The 18628-nt window shown below is 66.4% G+C and carries 14 protein-coding genes; 8 read left to right on the forward strand and 6 right to left on the reverse strand.

What is annotated here, in order from left to right; all coding sequences use genetic code 11:
• Positions 1–1146 carry a porin family protein gene (locus EAH73_RS12335; RefSeq protein ID WP_140466932.1) on the forward strand — a complete coding sequence of 382 codons (1146 nt, stop codon included), beginning with the start codon at positions 1–3 and terminating at the stop codon, positions 1144–1146.
• 93 nt (positions 1147–1239) lie between these two features.
• Here the strand turns inward: EAH73_RS12335 and EAH73_RS12340 are convergent, their stop codons facing one another.
• Entirely contained in the window at positions 1240–1998 is a 759-nt protein-coding gene (locus EAH73_RS12340; protein WP_140466933.1) for an RNA methyltransferase, read from the reverse strand.
• Between EAH73_RS12340 and EAH73_RS12345 the strand changes: the two genes are divergently transcribed.
• Positions 1989–4601 carry a BamA/TamA family outer membrane protein gene (locus tag EAH73_RS12345; RefSeq protein ID WP_140466935.1) on the forward strand — a complete coding sequence of 871 codons (2613 nt, stop codon included), beginning with the start codon at positions 1989–1991 and terminating at the stop codon, positions 4599–4601. The genes EAH73_RS12340 and EAH73_RS12345 overlap by 10 nt on opposite strands.
• A 65-nt stretch (positions 4602–4666) precedes the next feature.
• On the opposite strand, the gene EAH73_RS12350 is transcribed toward EAH73_RS12345, so the two are convergent.
• Positions 4667–6856: a thiamine pyrophosphate-dependent enzyme gene (locus EAH73_RS12350; protein ID WP_140466937.1), complete on the reverse strand. Its 2190-nt coding sequence runs from the start codon at positions 6854–6856 to the stop codon at positions 4667–4669.
• Positions 6857–6972: 116 nt separating this feature from the next.
• Between EAH73_RS12350 and hemF the strand changes: the two genes are divergently transcribed.
• The 4 genes from hemF to EAH73_RS12370 all read left to right on the forward strand — a co-directional run bounded on the left by hemF (position 6973) and on the right by EAH73_RS12370 (position 10709).
• The gene (hemF, locus tag EAH73_RS12355; protein ID WP_140466939.1) at positions 6973–7893 is read left to right on the forward strand and encodes an oxygen-dependent coproporphyrinogen oxidase; all 921 of its coding nucleotides are present in this window, start codon (positions 6973–6975) and stop codon (positions 7891–7893) included.
• The gene (locus EAH73_RS12360; RefSeq protein ID WP_140466941.1) at positions 7886–8473 is read left to right on the forward strand and encodes a phosphatase PAP2 family protein; all 588 of its coding nucleotides are present in this window, start codon (positions 7886–7888) and stop codon (positions 8471–8473) included. Before hemF ends, EAH73_RS12360 begins: the two co-directional genes overlap by 8 nt.
• 292 nt (positions 8474–8765) lie before the next feature.
• The gene (locus EAH73_RS12365) at positions 8766–9626 is read left to right on the forward strand and encodes an aldo/keto reductase (protein ID WP_140466943.1); all 861 of its coding nucleotides are present in this window, start codon (positions 8766–8768) and stop codon (positions 9624–9626) included.
• A 153-nt stretch (positions 9627–9779) separates the two neighbouring features.
• Positions 9780–10709: a helix-turn-helix transcriptional regulator gene (locus tag EAH73_RS12370; protein ID WP_140466945.1), complete on the forward strand. Its 930-nt coding sequence runs from the start codon at positions 9780–9782 to the stop codon at positions 10707–10709.
• A gap of 39 nt (positions 10710–10748) precedes the next feature.
• Here EAH73_RS12370 and EAH73_RS12375 read toward each other — a convergent pair whose 3' ends face one another.
• From EAH73_RS12375 to EAH73_RS12390, 4 genes are all read right to left on the reverse strand, one after another.
• Complete coding sequence (locus EAH73_RS12375) at positions 10749–10961, reverse strand: hypothetical protein (RefSeq protein WP_140466947.1); 213 nt, start codon at positions 10959–10961, stop codon at positions 10749–10751.
• A 401-nt stretch (positions 10962–11362) separates the two neighbouring features.
• Positions 11363–12625 carry an NAD(P)/FAD-dependent oxidoreductase gene (locus EAH73_RS12380; protein WP_140466949.1) on the reverse strand — a complete coding sequence of 421 codons (1263 nt, stop codon included), beginning with the start codon at positions 12623–12625 and terminating at the stop codon, positions 11363–11365.
• Positions 12626–12653: 28 nt separating this feature from the next.
• Positions 12654–13739: an NADH:flavin oxidoreductase/NADH oxidase gene (locus EAH73_RS12385; RefSeq protein ID WP_140466951.1), complete on the reverse strand. Its 1086-nt coding sequence runs from the start codon at positions 13737–13739 to the stop codon at positions 12654–12656.
• Positions 13740–13790: 51 nt separating this feature from the next.
• Positions 13791–14843 (reverse strand): cupin domain-containing protein, encoded by a 1053-nt coding sequence (locus tag EAH73_RS12390; RefSeq protein WP_140466953.1) that lies wholly within the window; start codon positions 14841–14843, stop codon positions 13791–13793.
• 366 nt (positions 14844–15209) lie between these two features.
• On the opposite strand from EAH73_RS12390, the gene EAH73_RS12395 reads away from it, so the two are divergent.
• On the forward strand, positions 15210–17483 hold the full coding sequence (locus EAH73_RS12395) for a sensor histidine kinase (RefSeq protein WP_140466955.1): 2274 nt from the start codon (positions 15210–15212) through the stop codon (positions 17481–17483).
• Positions 17484–17653: 170 nt separating this feature from the next.
• Positions 17654–18475, forward strand: coding sequence for an alpha/beta fold hydrolase (locus EAH73_RS12400; RefSeq protein ID WP_140466957.1), 822 nt, complete (start codon positions 17654–17656; stop codon positions 18473–18475).
• The last annotated feature ends 153 nt before the right edge of the window (positions 18476–18628 follow it).

Below are 18628 nucleotides of genomic sequence, written 5' to 3' on the forward strand. Positions count from 1 at the left end.
ATGAAACGCCCCTTCTTCACCCTGCTCCTCCTCGCCGCTGCCTACGCCGCCGCCCCTGCCACTGCCCGCGCCGCCCGGCCGCCCGGGGCCCCCGCCGACACCATTGTGGTGCGGCTGCCCAACCAGGCCACCCTCACGCTGCTGGTGCGCGACGCCGCCCAGCTGCGCGAGCTGCCCAAGTACCACCTCGACTCGCTCACCACGCGCCTGGCCGGCTACATCAACCAGGCCGAGGCAGCGGCCAAGACGGCCAAGACCGAGCAGGTAACCATGGAGTTTTACCCCGACCGCGACACCCCCGGCCAGCGCCTGCCCGAGCACATCCGCATCACCACCCACAAGCAAAACCCCAACGCTAAGCGCGTGGACGTGGCCCTGAACAAGGCCTTCAAAATTCAGGTGAACACCGACGACGAAGGCAACCGGAGCGTAAAAATCAACCCCACGCCGGGCCGCGACCGCGCCGAGCGCGAGGCCCACCGCGACTCGTTGCGGGCCAAGAGCTACGAGCGCGGCAACAGCCACGCCGCCACGGTCGTGTTTGACTTGGGCCTGAACGCGCTGGCCAACCAGCAGCCCGGCGCCGGCCAGTCGGCCGTGGATTTGCGCCCCGGCGGCTCGCGCTACGTCAATATAGGCCTTGATTACATGCAGCGCCTGGGCGGCAAGCGCAGCCCGCTGTACCTGGTACTGGGGCCCGAATTTGCCTTCAACAACTACATGCTGAACGGCAACAACAAGTGGGTGAACCAGAACAACGTGACCAGCGTGGTGGCCGAAACCAACCCCGCCCGCCAGTACGACAAAACCAAGCTGGCCACCGCCAGCGTGAATCTGCCGCTCATGCTCCGCCTCAAGCTGCACGACGCCCACTACCGGTCCACGTTTTCCATCGCCGCCGGCGGCTTCGTGGGCTACCGCCTTGCCTCCTGGACCAAGCTCAAGTACACCACCGACGGCACGACCTATAAGGACAAAGACCACGGCAGCTACAACCTCGAAGACTTCCAGTACGGCCTGCAAGCCGTCGTCGGCTACGGCCAGCTCCACCTCTTCGCCAAATACAACCTGAACCCGCTCTTCAAAGCCGGCCAGGGCCCCGATACGCAAGTCGTCAGCTTCGGCCTGCGCCTGTTCGGCAATTAAGGGAGAGGCGCTGTAAAAAACAGGGCCCCCGGGCCGTCATGCAGCATGACGGCCCGGGGGCCCTGTTTTTTATTATTTCTCGGCCCGCTTTGCTTACTGCCCGCGGAAAAAATTATCGAGCAAAATGGCGGCGGAGATGGCCACGTTCAGGCTTTCGGCGCCGCCGCCGGGTCCCCGCGGAATGTGCAGGCGCTGGGTGAGGCAGGCGGCCACGGCTGGCGTGAGGCCGTGCGACTCGGAGCCCATGACGAGCACGCCGGCCGGGGCCAGGGCGGCGCGGTGCACGTTGTCGCCGCGCAGGTCGGCCCCGTAGATGGCGGTGCCGGCGGGCAGGGCCCCCAGCCACTCGGCCAGCGGGCGCGGCCAAATGCGGACGCGGGCGAAGCTCCCCATGGTGGCGGCTACGGTTTTGGGGGCCCAAGGGTCGGCGCAGGTGTCGCTGAGCACCACGCCGGGCAGGCCGTACCAGTCGGCCAGCCGGAGGAGGGTGCCCAGGTTGCCGGGGTCGCGCACTTCATCCAGGGCCAGCACCAGGGCCCCCAGCGGCAGGGCGGCCGGCAGCGGGGCCTCGGGCGGGCGGCGGGCCACGGCCAGGGCGGTGGTGTTGGTGGCCAGGGTGCTCACCTGGGCCAGCTCGGCCGTGGAGAGCAGCCCGGGGGCCGGGCCAGCGGCCAATTTGGCCCGGTTTTGGTCAGCAAATTCGGGGGTGCACCACACCGATTCGGTTTCTACCGCGGAACTTAGCAGCTCGATTACGCTCTTGCCGCCCTCGACGAGGAAAGCATTGTGGCGCTGGCGGTACTTTTTTTGGTGCAGCGACTGCACGTATTTGGCTTGGGCTTTTGAAATCATTGTTCTTCGTAACGAAACTTGGCGGCCGGGGGCCCTGGCGGGCCGCGGCGGCGGCGCTGCTGGTGGCCGCGGCCGCCCTGGCGGCGTGCTCGCCGCTGAAGCTGCTGCGCCCCGGCCAGCGCCTGCTCAGCAAAATGGAGGTGGTGGGCGCCGACCGCGCCGACCAGGAACGCCTCGTGGCCCTGGCCCAGCAAAAGCCCAACACCCGCTTTCCGCTGCCCAAGTTAGCCATCTACTTGCTAGGAAACCGCTTTTACGACTCGGTGCGCACCCGCAAGCAGCTGGCAGCCATCCGCCAGGATTTTGAAAAGCGCCGCCTGGCCGCCGGCGACGACTCGGCCAAGCTGGGCCAGCTGCTCAACCGGCGCGAGCGCAAGCTCAACCGCAAACAGCTGGTGCTCGACAAGGGCAACGCCATCATGCGCCTGGGCGAGGCCCCGGTGATTTACGACACGGCCAGCACCCGCCGCTCGGTGGAGCAGATGACCACTTACCTGCGCAGCCAGGGCTACTTCCGGGCCCGGGTGGTGGCCACCGACACGTCGCGCTACCGCCACAACCCGCTGCTGCGGCTAATTGCCGGCGGCCGCGCCGCCAAAGACTCGGCCGACCGCGCCAAGCTCTACCGCCGCGTGACGGTGCGCTACCGCGTGCGCCAGGGGGCCCCGTTTGTGCTCAGCCAGCTCACCACCGCCATTCCCGACTCGGGGGTGGCGGCGGTGGTAGCGCGCGGCCAGGGCGCGAGCCTGCTGCACGTGGGCGACCGCTACAACGAGGACGCCATCGGCCAGGAGCGCACCCGCCTCGAAACCCTGCTCAAGAGCAACGGCTACTACGATTTCCGCCAGGCCTACATCACCCTGGAAGCCGACACCAGCTACCAGGCCTTCACCGTGCGCCTGCGCACCCAGATTGCCAACCCGGGCCCCGGCCTGGGCCACCGCGTGTACACGCTGCGCCAGGTCACGGTCATCACCGACGCCGGGGCGGGCCGGGCGCTGCGCGTGGCCGTGGCCGACACCCTGCGCCGGGGCCCCGGCCGGCGGGGGCCGGGCCAGGGCTTCCCCCGCCGGGGGCCCCGGCCCGATACGGTGGTGGTGGACTCGGTGCACTTTGCCGCGTTTCGGCAGCGCTACAGCCCGCGGCTGCTAGCGGGCAAGGTAGCCGTTCGCCCGGGCCAGCTCTACAGCCTGCCGCGCACCCAGCTCACGCAGCGCCAGTTTGCCAACCTCGACATGTTCCGCTTCAACCCCGTGACCTACCGCACGGTGGACGCCGACGGGAAGCCCGACAGCACGGCCACCGGCCTGCTCGACGCGGTGGTGACGGCCACGCCGGCCCCCAAATTTCAGGAAAGCACCGAGTTTGGGGGCACCTACGTGGCCAACCTCGTGGGGCCCTTCGTGAACGTGCGCTTCAAAACCCGCAACCCCTTCGGCGGGGCCGAGGTGCTGGAGCTGAGCACCCGCGTGGGCTTCGAGGGCCAGTACAACCGGGCCACGGCCAGCCCCGAGTACACCACGCTGTTTGGGGCCACGGCGGCGCTGGTGCTGCCCCAGTTTCTGGTGCCGTTCCGCATCGGGCGCGACTTCTCGCGCTACAGCCCGCGCACGCGCTTCTCGCTCTCCGACACCTACGTGAGCCGGCCCGAGTACACGCGCACCAACGTGGAGCTCACCTACGACTACATCTGGCAGCGCTCGGCGTTTCACCAGTTCGTGGTGTCGCCGGTGGTGCAGAACGTGGTGAACACCACTTCCATCAGCGACGCTTTTCAGCAGCGGCTCGATACGCTGCGCATCCGCGACGGCTCGCCGCTCTACCAGTCGTTCCGGCGCATCTACGAGCCGAGCATGGCCGCCTCGTCGCTCTTCAACTCCAACGACTTCAACGAAACCCGCGACGCGCGCTACTTCCGCCTGTTTGTGGAAGTGGGCGGCCTCACCCGCAACCTCTACCGCCACGCGGCCTGGTACGACACGGCGGTGGCGGTGTACAACTTTGCCAAGATCACGGCCGATTACCGCCGCTACCACAAGCTCTCGCCCAACACGTTTTTCGTGTACCGCTTCAACGCGGGCCTGGTGCACGCCATCACCCCCACCAACGGGCGCTACACCGTGGCCTACGACAAGTACGTGTTTGCCGGGGGCAGCAACAGCGTGCGCGCCTGGAAGCCGCGCCGCCTGGGCATCGGCGGCTTTTCGCCCACCACCACCAACGCCGACGGCACCGTGGTGCGCGACTACAACTCGGAGCAGCCCGGCGAGCTGCTGCTCGAAGGCAGCATCGAGTACCGCTTCCCGGTGTACTCGTTTGTGAAGGGGGCCCTGTTTACAGACTACGGCAACACCTGGACCGTGACGGCTGACCCGCAGCGGCCGGGGGCCCAGTTCCGGCCGGGCACGTTCCTCAAGCAGTTTGCCGTGGGCTCGGGCGTGGGCGTACGCCTCGATTTCACCTTCCTCATCCTGCGCCTCGACGTGGCCGCCAAAGTGTACGACCCCAGCGCCCCGGCCACCGAGCGCTGGGCCATCAAGCGCTTCTACAAAGACAGCGAGCACGAGCCGGCCTTCAACCTGGGCATCGGCTACCCGTTTTAGGTCAGTTGGCAGTTTGCCAGTTAAGGCAATGGAAGCTGATTAACAAACTGCTAACTGTTCACTGATTAGAACGCCAGCAGCTCGGCCAGGGCGGCGGCCACTTTTTCGGCACTGGGCAGCATCATCTTTTCCAGCTCGGCGTTGAGGGGGATGGCGGGCAGGTTGGCGGCCCCGAGGGTGAACACGGGCGCGTCGAGGGCCAGGAAGCAGTGGCGCTGGATGCGGCCGGCCAGGCTCTCGGCGAAGGAGTTCAGCAGGGGTTCTTCGGTGAGGACCAGCACTTTGCCGTGGCGGGCCGCGGCGGCCTGCACCTCGGCAAAGTCGAGCGGGTTGAGGGTGCGCAGGTCGAGGATTTCGATTTGGCCGGGGAACGCGCGGCTGGCCGTGCGGGCCCAGTGCACGCCCATGCCGTAGGCCACCACCACGGCCGTGCCGCCGCCGCGCTGCTGGGCCGGGTCGGCGGCCTGGGCCACGGCGGCCTTCCCAAGGGGGATGACGTAGCCGGCGGCGGGCTCCACGGTTTTAGCCTCCTCGGTGCCGGCCACCTTGCTCCAGTACAGGCCCTTGTGCTCGAGCATGATCACCGGGTTGGGGTCGAGAAACGCCGCCCGCATCAGCCCCTTCATGTCGGCCGCGTTGCTGGGGTACACCACCTTGATGCCGCGGATGGTGAGCAGCGTGCTCTCGATGGAGCCCGAGTGGTAGGGCCCCCCGCCGCCGTAGGCCCCGATGGGCACCCGGATGAGCGCCGGCACCGGAAACTTGCCCATGCTCAGGTAGCAGCTCTTGCTGAGCTCCTCCACGAGCTGGTTCAGGGCGGGCCAGATGTAGTCGGCAAACTGGATTTCGACGATGGGCCGGGCCCCCACGGCGGCCATGCCGGCCGTGCTGCCCACAATGTAGGCCTCCTGGATGGGCGTGTTGAACACGCGCTTGTCGCCGTACTTTTTGGCCAGCAGCGCCGCCTCGCGGAACACGCCGCCCAGCTCGCCGCCCACGTCCTGCCCGTAGAACAGGGCCTCGGGGAACTCGGCCAGGATGTCGTCCACGGCGTGCAGGGCGGCGTCCACCATCAGCACCTTGGGGGCCCCGGCGGGGGCCCGCTCGCCGGCCTCGGCGGTGGTGGCGGGCGGGGCAAACTCGTGGTCGGCGAAGGTGGCCGGGTCGGGGTTGGGGGCGGCCAGGGCCAGGGCCCAATCGGCGGCCACGGTGGCGCGGGCCTGCGCGGCGAGGGCAACTAGCTCGGCTTCGGTGGCGCCGGCGGCCAGCAGGCGGCGGTGCAGGCGGGGCAGCGGGTCGTTGGTTTGGTGCTGGGCCAGGTCGTCGCCGCGGTACCATTCGCGGCGCACGCCGCTGGTGTGGTGGCCCAGCAGCGGGCACTTGGCGTGCACCAGGGCGGGGCCCCGGCGCTGGCGCACGTGGGCGTAGGCCTCGGCCAGGCCTTTATACGAGGAAATTAAATCGGCCCCGTCCACGCGCACGCGGTGCAGGCCGGGGAAGCCGGCGGCGAATTCGTAGGCGTCCATGGCCCGCATTTCGCGCCCGGTGGCCGAAATGCCCCAGTCGTTGTCCTGCACCAGGTACACGATGGGCAGCTGGTGGAGCACGGCCATTTGCAGGGCCTCGCTTACCTCCCCTTCGGTCATGGCCCCGTCGCCAATGGAGCAGAGCACCAGCGGCGGCAGCGGCGCGGAGGCCTCATCCGGTTCAGCGCTGGGGCCCAGCAGCGGGCGCAGGGCCTCTTGCAGCCAGGCGCCGTGGGGGGCCCCGGCGTCGGCCGAGGCGGGGGCCGGGCGCAGGCCCTGCCCTTCGAGGTAGGCCAGGGCGTGGGCCATGCCGGTGGCCGGAATAGCCTGCATGCCGGTGGCCGAGCTTTGGTGCGGCATGACCGGCACGCCCGGCCGCCGCAGCGAGGGGTGCGCGTAGTAGGTGCGCCCGCCGCTGAAGGGGTCGTCGCCCTTGGCCAACAGCTGGAGCATCAGCTCGTAGGGCCGCAGGCCCAGGCCCAGCAGCAGGGCGTCGTCGCGGTAGTAGGGGGCGGCGTAGTCGGTTTCGGCGAGCAGGAAAGCGGCGGCGAGCTGCACGGCCTCGTGGCCGCGGGCGGTGGCGTGCACGTAGCGGGCGGCCACGGTTTTCTGGTCTTCGTAGAGCGCCGCCATGGCGGCAGCGGTGTGCATCAGGGCGTAGGCGCGGCGCAGCATCGCGGGGGTGAGGTCCTCGGCGGCAACGGCCGGCGAGGCGGGGTGGGACGGCATAGGGGGCGGGCGGGTGGGGCCCCAAAGGTACGGGCGGCGGGCCCGGGGCGGCGCAGGCCGTACTTTTGGGGCCCCTGCTCACGCCTTATCCGCCCGGCCCCGCGCCGGCCCCGCCCGTGCCCACCTCCCCCACCGTTCGCCCCGAAATCGAAGCCTGGCTGGCCGATTTCCAGCTCCGCCTCTGCGCCCACCTCGAAGCCGCCGATGGGGGCCCCGCCCGCTTCGGCACCGATGCCTGGGAGCGCCCCGGCGGCGGCGGCGGCCGCAGCAAAGTGCTGGAAAATGGGGCCATCCTCGAAAAAGGCGGCGTGGGCTTCTCGGCCGTGTGGGGCGCCATGAGCGAGGCCGCTGCCCGCCAGCTGCACATGCCCGATCCGCGCTTCTACGCCACCGGCGTGAGCCTGGTGCTGCACCCGCGCAGCCCGCGCGTGCCCATCATCCACATGAACGTGCGCTACTTCGAGGCCGGCAACGGCGAAGCCTGGTTCGGCGGCGGCATCGATTTGACGCCCATTTACGTGGACGAGGCCCAGGCCCGGCGCTTCCACGCGCGCCTTAAGGCCGTGTGCGACGCCCACAACCCGGCCTACTACCCGCGCTTCACGCGCTGGGCCGACGACTACTTCTACCTGCCCCACCGCCAGGAAACCCGCGGCGTGGGCGGCATCTTCTTCGACCGCCTCACCGTGGGCCCCGACGGCACCGTCGAGGAGCTGTTCCAGCTCATCCAGGACGTGGCCGAAATGTTCGCGCCCTTCTACACCGAAGTCATGGCCGAAAGCCAGGCCCGGCCCTTTGGCCCCGCCGAAGAGGCCTGGCAAACCATCCGCCGCGCCCGCTACGCCGAGTTCAACCTGGCCTTCGACCGCGGCACCCGCTTCGGCCTCGAAACCGGGGGCCGCACCGAGTCCATCCTCATGAGCCTGCCGCCGCGCACCGGCTGGAGCTACCAGCCCAACCCGCCCGCCCCCGGCACCCCCGAGGCCACCACCCAGGCCTGGCTGCGCAAGGGCGTCGATTGGATTGGCCATGTTTAGGGCCCTGCACGCGCTCGATGATCGGCTGCTGCTGGCCGTGAACCACGCCCGGGGCCCCGCCCTCGACGCGGTGATGACCTTCGCCTCGAACCGCCTGGTGTGGTTTCCGTTTTATGCCCTGCTCATCGGCTGGCTGGTCTGGCACTTCCGGCGGCGGGCCCTGCTGCTGCTGCCGCTGGTGGTGACGGCCGTGGCCTTGGCCGACAGCATCACGAGCCGCTTGTTCAAGCCGTTTTTTGCCCGCCTCCGGCCCTGCCACAACCCCGCCCTGGAGGCCCAGCTGTACCTGCCCGACGGCTGCGGCGGGCAGTACGGCTTCATGTCGTCGCACGCCGCCAACGGCTTTGCGCTGGCCGTGTTCCTGCTCCTCACGCTGCCCGCCGGCCGCTACCGGGCCCTGAAAATCGGGGTGTTTCTGTGGGCCAGCCTCCTCTCCTACAGCCGCATCTACCTGGGGGCCCACTTTCCCACCGACGTGCTGGGCGGGGCCCTCATCGGAGCCGGCCTGGGCTGGGGGGCGGCCGTGCTCTTCCGCCGTTCCACGGGGCCCCAGGGCCGCTGGGAAGCGCTGGGAAACTGAGGATTTTGGGTGTTCGTTGGCAACTGCTAGCTTCTTGCTAATTCTTTGCTTTTCAAGCAGATAATTGGATGATCATTTTGGCAGCTGGGAGCAACTGGGCCGCCTTGCCTTGGTGGCGGCTCCCAATAGGGCGTACGGGCAATGATGGCCGGGCAACGGGGCACGCTGTTCCGCAATTTGTGCTAGTCAAACGCGCATTTGAATGGTTCGCTGCCTGGAGCCGCCGCTGAACTTTGTAGTACTCTTCGGTCCCGCAGCCGCAGGAGTCTACAACCCCCTATTATCCCCCGTCATGACCACTTCTTTGCCGCTAGAAACCACTTTTGCCCTTGGGGGCGACTTACCAATTAGCCGGCTCGGCTTCGGGGCGATGCGCATTACCGGGCCTGGCCTTTATGGCCCCCCCACGGAACAGCCGGCGATGCTCGCGCTACTAAGACGAGCCGTCGAACTCGGCGTGACGTTTATTGATACGGCCGACATGTACGGTCCTTTCGTCTCGGAAGAGTTGATTGCCGAGGCGCTGCATCCCTACCCTGCCGGGCTGGTAGTGGGCACCAAAGGCGGCGTGGTGCGCTACGGCCCCAACCAGGAAGTGCTGCTCGATGGCACCCCCCAGCACCTGCACGAAGCCCTGGCCGGCAGCCTGCGCCGTCTGAAGCTGGAGCGCCTCGACCTTTACCAGTTGCACCGCCTCGACCCGCGGGTGCCGGCCGAACGCACGTTTGCCGCCTTGGCGCAGGCCCAGCAGCAGGGCTTGGTGCGGCACCTGGGCTTGTCGGAAGTGTCGGTCGAGGACATTCAACTCGCCCAGCAGCATTTTCCGGTGGCTTCTGTCCAAAACCGCTACAGCCTCTTTGACCGGGCCGCCGAGCCCGTGCTGGCCTACTGCCGGGCGCAGGGAATTGCTTTTATTCCATGGTTCCCCATCGGCGGGGGGCAGGTGCAGGAAACGGACGCGCTCCGGCAAGTCGCCGCCCGGCACCAGGTTTCGGTCCGGCAAGTCGCCCTTAGTTGGCTGCTGCACCACGCCCCCAACGTATTACCGATTCCTGGCACGACCAGCCTGGCCCACCTGGCCGAAAATATGCAAGCAGCAAACCTGGCACTTACGGCGGAGGATATGCGGGTCCTGGATGCGCTAAGCCAGTAAGCAGCTTCGCGTTCAGGCTTCCCCTGCCTAATTGGTAGCCGCACTGCCCGTGTACTTGGACAGGTGCCCGTTCACCCGTTTTACCCGCCTGCTACCACTTGGTAGCAGGCGGGTAAAACGGGTTTCTTCGTAGCTTAAGTGTTATTAGCCCTTATGAATACTCCGCCCTTCGCTACCCTGTCCACCGTGGCTGACTTCACGCGGCACTACGGCTTTCCTGCGCCGGACCACCCGTTGATTACGGTCGTGGACCTAGCTCAGTACCCGCCCGCCGGGGCGGCGGCCGCCCCCGCCTGGCGCGCGCTCTACGCTATCCTGCTCAAGCGGCACTTCAACGGGCAACTCCCCTACGGGCAGCAGGTGTACGACTATCAGCCGGGCGAGCTGGGCTTCTACGCGCCCGGCCAGCCCGTAACGTTTTGCCCCGCCGCCGACCAAGCCGGCGCCGGCTGGCTGGTCGTCTTTCACCCCGATTTACTGGGGCGCACGCCGGCCGCCGCGCCGCTGGGGCGGTATCCCTTCTTTAGCTACCGCGTGCGGCAGGCCTTGGCGCTCTCGGCCGCCGATGAGCAACGGTTCCGCCACGCCGTGCAGGGGCTGCGGCAGGAAAGCGCACTGCCCGCCGATGCCTTTAGCCAGCAGCTGCTCAGCACGCAGCTTGATGTGCTGCTGCAAGTGGCCAACCGGGCTTACCACCGGCAGTTTCCCACCGAGCCGGCAGGCAGTCCCGATCTGCTCAGTCGCTTCGAGGCCCTAATGGCTACGTACCTAGACCACGCCGCCGACCAGCCCCTGCCCACCGTGCAGCACCTAGCGGAAACGCTACACGTGGCGCCGGCCTACCTGGGCGAGGTCCTGCGCCGGCACACGGGCCACAACGCCCAGCAGCACCTGCACGCCGCGCTGCTCGAAAAAGCCCGGCAGCTGCTGCTGAGCACGCCCTTAAGTGTGCGCGAGGTGGCCTTTCGCCTCGGCTTCGAAAGCCCCTCCTACCTCGGCCGCCTCTTCAAGCAAAAGACCGGCCTCACGCCCACCGAGTTTAAGCAGCTGGCAACTGAGGCGGCCATTCCGGTGCCGGCCTAACCTACTACGCCGGCCAGGCGATACGGCGGCGGCCCTGCCCTAGCGGCATTCGACCTGACCGAGCGGCTGCGCCCGCAGGGCCGCGCAGGCAGCCGGCCAGGCCGGGTCGGCGGGGTAGAGGGTACTGCGCAGGTAGGCCCAGGCCAACTGCTGGAGGGCAGCGACGCGCGCCGGGCTTTCGTCCGTGGTTTCCCGCGACTCGTACCCGGCAATGCCGCCCAGTGAGTGTTCAGCCCCGAACAACGTGAGCAAGCACTTGCCACCGGGCGGACTTAGCCGACAGGCATCGGCCCGCCAGTCGGCCCCGCACGGGCTCATGGCCGACACGTCATGGTCCCCCACCACGACCAGCGCAGGAGTCGTCAGGTAGCCAAAGTCGGGCTAAAGGAAGGGGTGATTACGGGCGGCGGCCGGGCTTAAATCGGCCCCACCCCGGCCCGGCGCGGCCAGGACTTGGCTAATGTAGTAAAAATCGATATTCTCATTGGCCCAGGTGGCATCAATCTTCCGCAGAAATTCTAAATATGTTAGGTGGCGCAATCTTCGCTGACAGGTAGTCCAATAATAGTCAAGCAGAAACGCCTGAAAAAACCATCTCCACGCACTAGAAACGTCCTCTCGAAAAGCATCCAACAAATGTCCCCGTACTTGTGCTAGCCAGCCATTTTATCCTGCTCAGCTAAATATTTGTGTACAAGCGTCACCGCCATAGCGCCTTCGCCCACGGCCGAAGCCACGCGCTTCACAGAGTTGAGGCGCACATCGCCGGCTGCAAACGAACCGGGCACGCTGGTTTCGAGGTGGTAGGGTGGGCGCACCAGGGGCCAGCACGCGGGGAAGCTGGGGCGACCCACTAGGTCGGGGCCGGTGATGAGGTAGCCTTTAGGGTCGCGGATGATGGCCGTTTCGCGGGCCCAGTCGGTGTTGGGCTGACCGCCGATACAAATAAAAAGCTTGCCGGCCTCGTGCCAGGTGGTGGTGCCGTCCTGCGAGTTTGCCAGCTTGATGCCTTCGAGCACCTGGTGCCCGGCCAGTTCCTGCACCGTGGCGTGGTACAGGATTTCGACGTTGGGAGTGGTGGTGACGCGCTTGACGAGGTAATCGGAAAGCGTGGCGGCCAGGTTGCCCTTGCGAATCACCATGTACACTTTCCGCGCGAAGCCCGCGAAATAGCTGGCCGCCTGCCCCGCCGAATTGCCGCCGCCCACCACAAACACGTCCTTGCCCCGGCAAAACATTGCCTCGCTGGCCCCCGCACCATAGTACAGGCCCTTATTGAAAAACTGCGTTTCGTTGGGCAGGCTGAGCTTCGCATACTCCACGCCGGTGGCGCAAATGTTGGCGCGGGCCACCAGCTGGTCGCCGCTGGCCAGGTCTACGTGAATGCGGTGGTTGTAAAACGTTGCCTTGACGCCTTCGCGCAGCAGCAGAATATCGACCCCAAACCGCCGAGCCTGCTGGCGGGCACGCTCGGCCAGCTCGGCCCCGGCAATACCTTCGGGAAAACCCATGTAGTTCTCAATCAAGGAGCTAGTGCCCGCCTGGCCCCCGATGGCCTCGCGCTCAATCAGCACGGTATGCAGGCCCTCGGACGCGGCGTACACGGCCGCGCTGAGGCCCGCCGGCCCCGCACCGTAGATGGACAAGTCGTATTCCTGGCGGCTGGGCTTGTTTATCCAACCCAGGTGCTGCGCCACTTCCTGCACCGTGGGGTTCAGCAGTAGTTGCCCGTCGGGAAAGGCGATGGCCGGCACCCGCTGCCCGGCCGCGTACGCCTGGCGCAGGCCCGCGGGCAGCGCCGTGGGGTCGGCCGTCGCGTCTACCCAATCGTACTGGACCACGCTACGCTGCAAAAAATCGCGCAGCGGGTACAGCTCCGGCGCATCGGGCGAACCAAAAAGAGTGAGTTTAGTCATAAACGGCGGGCTGGGAAAAAGCGACATCCTACCCCTTGGTGAGGGGCGGGAAAGCCCGCACGTAGGGCACGGGCACCGGCGGGTCGGCGTGCAGCTCGGTGGCCGCCCGCAGCGCGAAGTACGGGTCGCGCAGCAGCTCCCGCGCCAGCAGCACCAGGTCGGCCTGGCCGCTGGCAATGAGCGCGTTGGCTTGCTCGGAGGTGGTAATAAGACCCACGGCGCCGGTAAAAATCCCGGTATCCGCTTTGATTTTTTCGGCGTAAGGCACCTGGTACAGGGGCACTACCTTGGCCCGGTCGGGCATTCCAAACCCACCGGCCGAGGCCGTCACCACGTCTACCCCGTGCTGCTGCAATACGGCCACCAGCCGCACCGAATCGGCTAGGTGCCAGGCGTGCTCTTCGTCCGAAAAATCGACAGCCGAGAGGCGCACCAGCAGCGGCATAGCGTCGGGGATGACGGCCCGAATCGCATCCACCGCTTCAACCAGCAGCCGGATGCGGTTTTCAAAGCTGCCCCCGTACGCGTCGGTGCGGTGGTTGGCCAGCGCCGAATAAAACTGGTGAAACAGGTAGCCGTGCCCCGCGTGCAGCTCGATGGCATCGAAGCCCGTCTGCACCGCCCGCTTGGCAGCCTGGGCAAAGTCGGCTACCAAGTCGGCAATTTCGGTCAGGGTCAGTGCCTCGGAAGTGTGCTGCTTGTCGAGCGCCACGGCCGAAGCGCTCTTGGTGACCCAGCCGCCTTCGGCGGGCGGCAGGTAGTGAAAGCCCGCCGCGGGGTGCGCGTGGCTGCCCTTGCCGCCCGCGTGCCACAGCTGCACGGCTATTTTGGCGCCCTGCGCCTGCACAAACTGCACCACCGGCCGCCAGGCCGCCACCTGCGCCTCGTTCCACAAGCCGGTGTCAAACAACGTATTGCGGCCCTCTGGCGATACGGCCGTGGCCTCGGTAATCACCAGCCCTACCCCGCCTACCGCTCGGCTACCCAGGTGCACCAGGTGCCAGGCACCAACCAGGCCCTCAGGACTGAGGTACTGCTGCATGGGCGACATAACCAGCCGGTTTTTCAGCAGCAAGCTGCGAATTTGCAGCGGCGAAAACAACGGAACGTTCATCAATTAGCTCAGCTTGTTAAGTAAGTAATAACCCGACATAGGGTAAGCGGGCTAGGGTACCAGCTGGGTAGCCGGCGGCACTATAAAGCGCTCGGTGGCTGGGAGCTTAGCCGCTAGCTCGGCGTCAATTCCGAAATTTCCCATCAGCAGCGCCGGCGGGTTGCTGGCCAGCCAGCGGCTCAAATCAATGGCTTCGTAATGCCCGCTGTTGAAGCCCAGCAACAGGCGGCAGACCTCCGAGCCGGTGTTCTTGATGTAGTGGCCGGCCCCCATGGGCACGTACCCCACATCGCCGGCCGCAAACTGCTCGGTTACGGCCTGCCCCTGGGCCAGAAAAACGGTCATTTCCGCTGTGCCGCTGATGTAGTATTGCCACTCGTCGGCATTTGGGTGCCAGTGCAGCTCGCGCAGGGCGCCCGGCTCAATTTCCAGTAGTGAACCCGTTATGGTAGTGCTGATTGGAAACTCGGCCGCCGTGACCACCCGCTGCGTGCCACCGCCGGGGGCCCGCCGGGGCTGCTGCGCAGCCAACGGGTAGCGGTGCCGGGAGGTTAATTCAGCTATCGGCCGGGTTGCCCCAATCAGCGACTGGTCGTTGGGCACTTGTCCCTGGGCAAAGTATACTTCTTGCTTGGGCAGCCGGGCTACTTCGGCCAGCGACAGCCCCAAACTCTGCGCCGCGACGGCGGGGGGCACGTGGGCAATAAAGTCGGTGATGCTGAAGGTGTGGTCTTCCGAGAAATCGCCGTTATCAAAAATGAGGATGAAGTGGCACTCACCCGGCCCTACCCCCTGAATGGAATGCCCGTAGCCCTTAGGAAAGTACCAACTGTCGCCGGGCCCAAAGTCGTCGAGGTACGTTGTACCATCGGGGTGGAGGATGGTCGTGCGGCAGTACCCGGTCAGTACGTAGGCCCACTCGGCGGCGTTGGCGTGCCAGTGCAGCTCGCGCATGCCGCCAGGGGCCAGGCGCATCGACACCCCCGCCAGGCCCACCGAGGCCGGAAACTCCCGCACCGAAGCGCCCCGCGTGCTCCCTCCGGGACCAAGCTTGGGCTCCTGTTGTTCTAGCGGATAGCGAAATTGTAGCGAAGCGGAGGCCATATCAAGAAGATAAGCAGTTGATTATAAGAATTAACTCTGCATTGCTAAGTAGTAGGCAGCGGAATGCCGAAGGCCAGTTGGCTAGCCAGGATGCCGCTTTCGCTTCGCAGCAGTAGCAAGTGCGACTGAGCACCTATTTAGAGGTAGTAGGCCGCAGCGCAGCGCAGACGCACGAAGAAAAAGCACCTGATTATCTTGGTCTTATGTAACGACCAGCCGCAGGTGTCCTTACTCTTGCAAACCTATGGGCCCCTGGGATTACCCCAGCGGTAAAAAAGCTGGAATTACCGGTACTTTTAAGGCGAAAGCGCTGGTCGTTGGCCGCCTCAACGGGCGCAGGAGCGTACTTCGCGGCCCTTACTTCTTATGCGCCTGCGTGCTTACATACTTGTCCTAGCCTTGCTCGGGGCCCTAGGGGCCGCCGAGGCCGAGCCTATGACCCCGTTGCTGGCCCCGCTGGAGGCGGCCCGGCTGCGTGCCCAACTGTGGCATACCCCCACCGGCCCCACCCGCCTGCGCCTGCTGCTGCAACTGGCCGACGACCTGGTGGCCCGGCACGAAGAGCTGGCCACGCCCCTTGACAGCGCCGCCAGCTACGGCCGGCAGGCCCTGGCGCTGAGTACCCGGCTCGCCGACCCGGCCGGCCGCATCCGCAGCTGGTATGTGCTGGGCCAGTTGCCGGAGGCGAGCAGCGCTGCCGATACCACCGGCCGGGCCGCGCTGCGCCATGGCCTGCGGCTGAGCCAGCAGCTACCCAGCCCGGCGCTTGAAGCAGCCGGCTGGTTCTACCTGGCCAGCAGCTACCCGCGCACCACGGCCGGACTGCCGCGCAAGCTGGCCACCTACGCCCGCGCCGCCGCATTATTTGCGCAAGCCGGCCGGCCGCTGGAGCACGCCTACGTGCTGAAAACCATGGCTGATATGCACCTGCTGCAGGGCCATTCGGGACAAGCCGAGCAGGAGTTGCTGCGGGTGCTGGCCCTGTACCGCGCTGCTGGCCACCGCGAGCTGCACTACACCTACGACCTGCTGCGGGGCGCTACCCGGCAGGTGGGCAACTACCAGGCGGCCCTGCGCTATGGCCTAGCCGCCGTGGAAAGCGCCCAGGCCACCCACGACACCACCTCGATAGCTTATTTATACGCCAGCTTAGCGGGTATTTACAAGGAGCTGAACCAGCCTGCCCAAGCCCTGGCCTACTACCAGCGCGCGCTACGCCACGCCCAGCTAGGGCAGTCGGCGGCGGGTATAGCCATTACGAGCGTGGCCATCAGCCGCTTGCTGCTCAGCCAGCACCAGCCCGGGCAAGCTCTGCGGTTTTTGCAAACCCTGGCCGGCAACCCTCATGCCACCAACTCGGCGGTGTACCTCAGCTGCCTCGTCGATTGCTACGTGGCCCTAGGGCGATATGCGGCTGCCGAGCGCACAGTGAGCCAATTGCTAACCTTAGCCAAGCAGCCGGCTACCGACGACATGGCCCGGCTCAACGCCCACCTCGCGGCGGGGAAATTTTACCTGGCCACCGTGCGCTACGCCGAGGCCCGGCCACAGTTACAGCAAGCGCTGGAGCTGTGCCAGTCGGCGGGCTACTTGCTGCAAGCGGCCAGCCTGCACCAACTGCTATTTCGGGCTGATTCGGCGCAGGGGCGGTTTCCGGCGGCCATCGCCCACTTTCAGCAGTACAAGCGCCTGAACGACTCGGTCTTCAATGCCGCCCGCAATCAGCAGCTGGCCAGCCTCGAAATCCAGTACGGCACCCGCCAGAAAGAGCAGAATATTGCCCTGCTCACCAAGCAAAGCCTGCTGCAACAAACCCGCCTGCGCCAGCGTGAGCAGCAGCGCAACGCCTTGCTGGTGGGGGCCGGGCTGCTGCTGCTGCTGCTGGGCCTGGGCTACAACCGCTACCGCCTCAAGCAGCGCAGCAACCGCCTGCTGCGTGCCCAGCAAGCCGAGATAGCGCAGCGCAGCCAGGAGCTGGCGCGCCTGCTGGCCGAGCAGCGTGAACTGCTAAGTGAAAAGGAATGGATGCTGCGCGAAATCCACCACCGCGTCAAGAATAACCTGCAAGTGATTGGCAGCCTGCTGCATACCCAGGCCGATTACTCGGCCGACCCCGCCATCCAGGCCGCCCTCGAGCAAAGCCAGTACCGGGTGCAGGCCATGGCCCTGCTGCACCAGCACCTCTACCAGGCCGACCGCGTGGGCCGGGTGCCGCTGCCCACCTACGTGCAGGAGCTGGCCGTACACCTGCTCGACGCCTTCGATGCCGCGGCCCGCGTGCGCCTGCACCTCGACCTGGCACCGCTGGCCCTGCCCGTGGCCGTGGCTACCCCGCTGGGCCTGGCCCTCAACGAGCTGCTTATCAACAGCATGAAGCACGCCTTCGGCCCCGGCCAGCCCGGCACGCTCACGCTCACCGGCCGGCTGCTCGCCCCCAGCACCTACCTGCTCAGCGTGGCCGACGATGGCCAGGGCCTGCCGCCCGACTTCGACCCTAGCCACACCCACACGCTGGGCCTCACGCTGGTAACGGGCCTCAGCCGCCAGCTCGACGGCGAGTTTGCGTTGCTGCCCAACCCCGCCGGCCGGGGCACGGTGGCCCACCTGCGCTTCCTGGTAGCTAGCCCAACGGCAGCTTAGGTGAGCGTAGGCAAGGGGTTAGGATAATCCGCTGATAGTACCGGTAAAGCCGGTTTTTTTACCGTTTGGGGCCCTGGGTAGCCGGGTAGTTTTGCAGTGCCAGCGTCACTGCGCGGCACCCTGCGGCGGGTGGCCTGGCCAGTATTCATTCTCACTTACTACGCAGCGCTATGCCTAAAATCACGGTAAAAGACGGCACCGAAATCTACTACAAGGACTGGGGTACGGGCCAGCCGCTATTCTTCCACCACGGCTGGCCGCTGTCGAGCGACGACTGGGATGCCCAGCTGATGTTTTTCCTCACCAAAGGCTACCGCGTTGTCGCCCACGACCGCCGCGGGCACGGCCGCTCGTCGCAGGCCCCGACCGGCCACGACATGGACACCTACGTGGCCGACGTAGCCGAGCTGACCGCCCACCTCAACCTGCAGGGGGCCGTGCACATCGGCCACTCCACAGGCGGCGGCGAGGCCATCCGCTACGCCGCCCGCGCCGAGCCGGGCCGCGTGGCCAAGGTGGTGCTCATCAGCGCCGTAACGCCCTTGATGCTGCAAGGCCCGACTAACCCGGACGGGGTGCCCATGTCGGTATTCGACGAAATCCGCGAGGGCACGGCCACCAACCGGGCGCAGTATTTTCAGGATTTCACCCTCCCCTTTTACGGCTACAACCGCGAGGGCGCCGCTATCAAGCAGGGCATCCGCGACAACTGGTGGCGGCAGGGCATGAACGGCGGGGCCAACGCCCACTACTACGGCATTGCCGCCTTTGCCGAAACGGACTTTACCGACAACCTGCAAAGCGTGGACCTGCCCGTGCTGGTACTGCACGGCGAGGACGACCAAATCGTGCCGTTCCACGTGTCCGGCGCTAAGTCCATCAAGCTGCTTAAGCACGGCAAGCTTATCTCCTACCCCGGCTTCCCCCACGGTATGCCCGCCACGGAAGCCGCAACCATCAACGCTGATTTGCTGAAATTTATTGAGGAATAGAAATTCAATTTCCAGGTAGTACAAAAGCGCTGTCTCTTAGCCGGGGCAGCGCTTTTGCATGCTGTAGGTGAGGCACTTGAGTGTAGCTTGGACTTTGTAGTCCGAGCGCGAGCGTAGCGAACATCCAAGGCAAGTAAATGTCTGCAAACGTAG

This window comes from Hymenobacter nivis, assembly GCF_006439025.1.
Taxonomy (GTDB): Bacteria; Bacteroidota; Bacteroidia; order Cytophagales; family Hymenobacteraceae; genus Hymenobacter; species Hymenobacter nivis_A.